General features: G+C 65.1%; 3 protein-coding genes. 2 read left to right on the forward strand and 1 reads right to left on the reverse strand.

Annotation, left to right across the window (positions count from 1 at the left end):
- Positions 1-692: 692 nt before the first annotated feature.
- Positions 693-1,154, reverse strand: coding sequence for an Lrp/AsnC family transcriptional regulator (locus H8B02_RS44900; RefSeq protein WP_024579268.1), 462 nt, complete (start codon positions 1,152-1,154; stop codon positions 693-695).
- Between the two features lie 131 nt (positions 1,155-1,285).
- Between H8B02_RS44900 and H8B02_RS44905 the strand changes: the two genes are divergently transcribed.
- The gene (locus H8B02_RS44905; RefSeq protein ID WP_229172160.1) at positions 1,286-3,652 is read left to right on the forward strand and encodes a thiamine pyrophosphate-binding protein; all 2,367 of its coding nucleotides are present in this window, start codon (positions 1,286-1,288) and stop codon (positions 3,650-3,652) included.
- A gap of 182 nt (positions 3,653-3,834) precedes the next feature.
- Complete coding sequence (locus tag H8B02_RS44910; protein ID WP_229172161.1) at positions 3,835-5,268, forward strand: aldehyde dehydrogenase family protein; 1,434 nt, start codon at positions 3,835-3,837, stop codon at positions 5,266-5,268.
- The last annotated feature ends 99 nt before the right edge of the window (positions 5,269-5,367 follow it).

Below are 5,367 nucleotides of genomic sequence, written 5' to 3' on the forward strand. Positions count from 1 at the left end.
CCGCCACCGCGGGCAGCATCGGCACTGCCTGCGAGCAGCGCGGCCGATGCCGCGACCGCGAGGATCGTGGCGAGCGCCAACACGGTGTGTCTGCAGCGGGCAGCCCTCAGCATCTTTCCTCACCCTTAGGATACTCAGCGATGCCTGACATCAACATCGAGGGCCGCCGCCGGGTTCCCGCGACGATCCGGGCGCGGCGATCTAATTTGCCGGATGGAACCTGGGGCGGAGGCAACATCCGGCTTGGTTCACCGCGGCTGAGGTGCCAATCACTGAGTTGCCCGGCGTACGGATGCGCAACTGCTTCCCCATCCACATCTGTCATCGCCCGGCTCGCCGCCTCCGCTAAAGCTTCGGCGCGCCAGGGATCCGTAGCCTCGTCGCAGCCTTGGCGGAGACGGGACCCGGCGATCCAGTACGCCGCGGCCTCTCGGCTCAAGCACGGGCGTCTCTGGAATACTGGATCACCCGCATGCGCATGCGGGTGATGATATCGCGTGGTGTGACAACTTGAATCGAGAACCATCCTCATCGTCGTCCCGGCGAAGGCCGGGACCCATTACCTCAATTGTTCGTCATTGCATGACGCTGGGGCCAGATTCCCTTCACAACGAAATGCGGTGGTTGATGGGTCCTGGCTTTCGCCAGGACGACACTGTGGTGTTGGCACGGCTGGAGTTACCAACCAATACTCACACCGGCAGCGCCGTCGAATACTTCACCTGGCTCAGCGCAAAGCTCGACTCGATCGAGGCGATGCCGTCGAGCCGGGTCAGCTTGTTCTTCAGGAACGCCTCATAGGAGGAGAGGTCGGCGGCGACCACGCGCAGCAGGTAGTCGCGGTTGCCGGTCATCAAATAGCACTCGAGCACCTCGTCCCATTTCGAGATCGCGCGCGCGAAGCGGTTGAGGTCTTCCTCCTTCTGCCGCGCCAGCTTGATCGAGATGAAGACCGAGACGTGCAGTCCCAGCGATTTCTGGTCGACGGTCGCGATGTAGCGAGAGATCACACCGCGCTCCTCGAGTAGCTTGACCCGGCGGTGGCAGGGCGACACCGACAGCCCGACCTTGTCGGCGAGCTCCTGCATGGTCATGCGGCTGTCGGTCTGGAGCAGACTCAGGATCTTGCGGTCGATGGCGTCGAGGGCAGGCATTGGGATAAACTCGTTGGTGGAGGCCGGATCGTGGGAATTTATCCCAATTTTTCCTGTGCTGTCGCGTGGAATTGAGATTTTCGGCGGTCGCCGCGGCAGTAACATCGGACATATTCGCTGGGAGCATTGCCATGGGAATCGCGCCTGAACGCCTCGACATGCTGTCCGCCCTGGCCCGCAAGGTGCTGTGGCTGTCGTCGTGGACCATCCATCACGCCAACCATGTGCGGCCCTCCACCGACGGGTTGAAGGTCGGCGGCCACCAGGCATCGTCGGCCTCGCTCGCCAACATCATGTCGGCGCTGTATTTCTCGGTGCTGCGCCCGCAGGATCGCGTCGCGGTGAAGCCGCATGCGAGCCCGGTGTTCCACGCGATCCAGTATCTGTTCGGCCATCAGACCCGCGACAAGCTGGAGAATTTCCGCGGCTACAAGGGCGCGCAGTCCTATCCCTCCCGCACCAAGGATGTCGACGACGTCGACTTCTCCACCGGCTCGGTCGGCCTCGGCGTGGCGCAGACGCTGTTCGCCTCGCTGGTGCAGGACTACGTCAAGGCGCATGGCTGGCTGAACGACCGGCCCGAGGGCCGCATGATCGCGCTGGTCGGCGACGCCGAGATGGACGAGGGCAACATCTTCGAGGCGCTGCTCGAGGGGTGGAAGCATGGCCTGCGCAACACCTGGTGGGTGGTCGACTACAACAGGCAGTCGCTCGACGCCGTGGTGCGCGAGGGGCTGTGGGCCAAGTTCGAGACCATGTTCCGCAATTTCGGCTGGGACGTGGTGATCGTTAAGTACGGCAAGCTGATGCTCGAGGCGTTTGCCGAGCCCGGCGGCGAGGCGCTGCGGCGCTGGATCGACAATTGCCCGAACCAGATGTACGCGGCGCTCTGCTTCCAGGGCGGCGCGGCGTTCCGCAAGCATCTGCAGGACGATATCGGCGACCAAGGCGACGTGTCGGCCCTAATCGATCGCCGCAGCGACGACGAGCTGCTGGCGCTGATGTCGAACCTCGGCGGCCACGACATGGCGAGCATGATCGAGGCGTTCGAGGCGATCGACCACGATCGCCCGGTCTGCTTCATCGCCTACACGATCAAGGGCGTCGGCCTGCCGATGCAGGGCCACAAGGACAATCACGCCGGCCTGATGACGGTGGCGCAGATGGAGAAGTGGCGCGCCGCGCAGAACATCCGCACCGGCCACGAGTGGGACAAGTTCGAGGGCCTGTCGCAGGAGCCCGCGAAGCTCGAGGCGTTCCTGGCCGAGGCGCCGTTCAACCGCGAGGGACGCCGTCGTCTCTCGGCGCCTGAAGTCGAGGTGCCGGAGCGGCTGGCCTTCAAGGCCTCGGCGCAGATGTCGACGCAGCAGGGTTTTGGTCTGGTGCTGCATGAGCTCGCGCGCGGCGACAGCGAGCTTGCGTCGCGCATCGTCACCGTTTCGCCCGACGTCACCGTGTCGACCAATCTCGGCGCCTGGGTCAACCGCCGCGGCCTGTTCGCGAAGGCGGAGAACCACGACCTGTTCCGGCAGGAGAAGATCCCGTCAGCCTACACCTGGGAATATTCACCGAAGGGCCAGCACCTCGAGCTCGGCATTGCCGAGATGAATCTGTTCATCATGCTGTCGGCGCTCGGACTGTCGCAGCAGATCAACGGCGCGCGGCTGCTGCCGGTCGGCACGCTGTACGACCCCTTCATCGAGCGCGGCCTCGATGCGTTGAACTATGCCTGCTACCAGGACGCCCGTTTCATGGTGGCGGCGACGCCGTCGGGCATCTCGCTGGCGCCGGAAGGCGGCGCGCATCAATCGATCAAGACGCCGTTGATCGGGATCGGGCAGGACGGGCTTGCCTCGTTCGATCCGGCCTTCGTCGATGAACTTGCCGTGATCATGGGCTGGGGTTTTGGCCACATGCAGCGCGAGGGCGCCGACGGTGGTTCGGTTTACTTGCGACTCTCGACCCGGACGCTGGAGCAACCGCAGCGGATCATGACACCGGACCTGCAGCGCGACATCACGGATGGCGCCTACTGGATGCGCAAGCCGGGCCCGAACTGCGACATCGTTGTTGCATATGCCGGCACCGTCGCGCCGGAAGCGATCGAGGCAGTCGGCCTGATCGGCGAGAGCCACCGCGATGTCGGTCTCCTGGCGCTAACCTCTGCCGACCGGCTCTATGCGGGTTGGTCCGCCGCGCGGAATTTGCGCCGCGACCGCCGTGGCACGCAGCATTTGAGTCATATCGAGCGCATGCTGGCGCCGCTCGGCCGCGACTGCGGCATCGTGACCGTGATCGACGGCCATCCGGCCTCGCTCGGCTGGCTCGGCAGCGTGCGCGGGCACCGGGTCGAGGCGCTCGGCGTCGAGCATTTCGGCCAGACCGGGACGATCGGAGACCTCTACCGCCACTACGGCATCGACGCCAACGCCATCATCGATGCGGCGGAGAGCGTGTCGGTCGGCGCCCCGGTTCGGCACCGCAAGATGGCGGTGTGAGGCGATAGATGAGGGACCGGTGGCATGCCTTGCCACCGGTGCGGCAGCGACATTATATGCCGTGGGCGTGCACGAGCCGCGCCCCGCATATGGCGGGTTCAATTCGCCCTGCTTTCGTGCAAGGATGCCTGCCGAACGCTTTCCGTTCCCCTTATCCATACGCCCCCTACAAGAGGTTTCCGATGGTCAATCGTATGCAATTCTACATCGATGGCGCCTGGGTCGATCCCGTCGTCAAAGGCAAGTCCACCCCCGTCGTCAATCCGGCGACCGAAGAAGCGATGTATGAGGTTGCGCTCGGCTCCAAGGCCGATGTCGACAAGGCAGTCGCCGCCGCCAAGCGTGCGTTCGAGACCTATTCCCGGACCAGCCGCGAGGAGCGCATCGCACTGCTCACCAAGGTCGTCGAGGTCTACAAGGGCCGCATGAAGGAGATCGGCGCTGCCGTCTCCGACGAGATGGGCGCTCCGCTGCCGATGGCCGAGAAGCTGCAGGCCGGTGCCGGCCTTGGCCACCTCATGAACACCCTCGAAGTGCTCAAGAAGTACGAGTTCGAGGAGACCATGGGCACCGCCGTGATCGTGCGCGAGCCGGTCGGCGTCGTCGGCATGATCACCCCCTGGAACTGGCCGCTCAACCAGATCGCCTGCAAGGTCGCGCCCGCGCTCGCCGCCGGTTGCACCATGATCCTGAAGCCGTCGGAGTTCACCCCGACCTCGGCGCTGATCTTTGCGGAAATCCTCGATGAAGCCGGCGTGCCGAAGGGCGTGTTCAACCTCCTCAACGGCCTCGGCCCGGAGGTGGGTGCCGCGATGAGCGAGCACCCGGATATCGACATGATCTCGTTCACCGGCTCGACCCGCGCCGGCGTCGATGTTGCCAAGCGTGCGGCGCCGACCGTGAAGCGCGTCAGCCAGGAGCTCGGCGGCAAGTCGCCGAACGTGATCCTCGAGGGTGCTGACCTCGCTAAGGCGGTGACCGGCGGCGTGATGCACATGTTCAACAACTCGGGCCAGTCCTGCAACGCGCCGTCGCGCATGATCGTGCCGCTCTCCAAGATGAAGGAAGTGGCCGCGATCGCGAAGGGCGTCGCCGACAAGACCAAGGCCGGCGATCCGCGCGCCGACGGCACCACGATCGGCCCGGTCGTCAACCGCGGCCAGTGGGACAAGATCCAGGCGCTGATCCAGAAGGGCATCGACGAGGGCGCAACGCTCGTCGCCGGTGGCCCGGGCCTGCCCGAGGGCGTCAACAAGGGCTTCTATGTCCGTCCGACCATCTTCGCCGACGTCACCAACGACATGACGATCGCCCGCGAGGAAATCTTCGGACCGGTGCTGACCATCCTCGGCGCCAAAGACGAGGCTGAGGCGGTGAAGATCGCCAACGACACGCCCTATGGTCTCGCCGGTTACGTCTCGGCCGACACTGTGGAGACCGCGCGCCGCGTCGGCCGCCAGATCCGCGCCGGCAACGTCAACCTGCAAGGCGTGCCGAACGAGCGCTCCGCGCCGTTCGGCGGCTACAAGCAGTCCGGCAACGGCCGCGAGTGGGGCCGCTACGGTCTGGAAGAATATCTCGAGGCCAAGGCGGTCGCCGGCTACAACGCCGCGTAAGCCGAGCTAAGAGAGACGCGATTTTGACGCCGGGGCGGATCACCGCTCCGGCGTCAGACGTTTAGGAAGCTCGAAGTTTTATCGTCGTCCCGGCGAAAG

Source organism: Bradyrhizobium altum (genome assembly GCF_020889705.1).
GTDB lineage: Bacteria > Pseudomonadota > Alphaproteobacteria > Rhizobiales > Xanthobacteraceae > Bradyrhizobium > Bradyrhizobium altum.

Coding starts and splice junctions, on each gene's coding strand:
- H8B02_RS44905 (WP_229172160.1), top strand. CDS start 1,286: ATGGGAATCGCGCCTGAACGCCTCGACATGCTGTCCGCCCTGGCCCGC.
- H8B02_RS44900 (WP_024579268.1), bottom strand. CDS start 1,154: ATGCCTGCCCTCGACGCCATCGACCGCAAGATCCTGAGTCTGCTCCAG.
- H8B02_RS44910 (WP_229172161.1), top strand. CDS start 3,835: ATGGTCAATCGTATGCAATTCTACATCGATGGCGCCTGGGTCGATCCC.